Here is a 272-nt window from a genome sequence, read left to right on the forward strand (position 1 = left end):
CTCAGTCCCAGCGACACCAGCGTCATCAGTTCAACCACCGTCGAGAACAGCAATTCACGTGGATATTGCCGCTGCCGGTGCTCGGCGAACACCTCGTCGATCCATTGCGGCGCGATGGCTCTCTGCAGTGCCAGGCGTGCCATCACGCATACTGGTGCCTGCTGCTCGAAACGCTTCATCACCTCGTCGAACATCCCTTCGTACCCGTCGTTCCTTAACATCTCGCCAGGATACCAGGTTTGCAGCGCAAAGACCTTGAAAGGGCTGGCTCT

1 pseudogene is annotated in these 272 nt (G+C 58.1%); it reads right to left on the reverse strand.

Annotation, left to right across the window (positions count from 1 at the left end):
• Positions 1-143 (reverse strand): annotated as a pseudogene (locus SB822_RS57155) (IS4 family transposase); the annotation flags it as partial.
• Positions 144-272: the final 129 nt, after the last annotated feature.

Origin of the sequence: Paraburkholderia sp. SIMBA_054, assembly GCF_046534875.1 — a bacterium.
GTDB lineage: Bacteria > Pseudomonadota > Gammaproteobacteria > Burkholderiales > Burkholderiaceae > Paraburkholderia > Paraburkholderia hospita.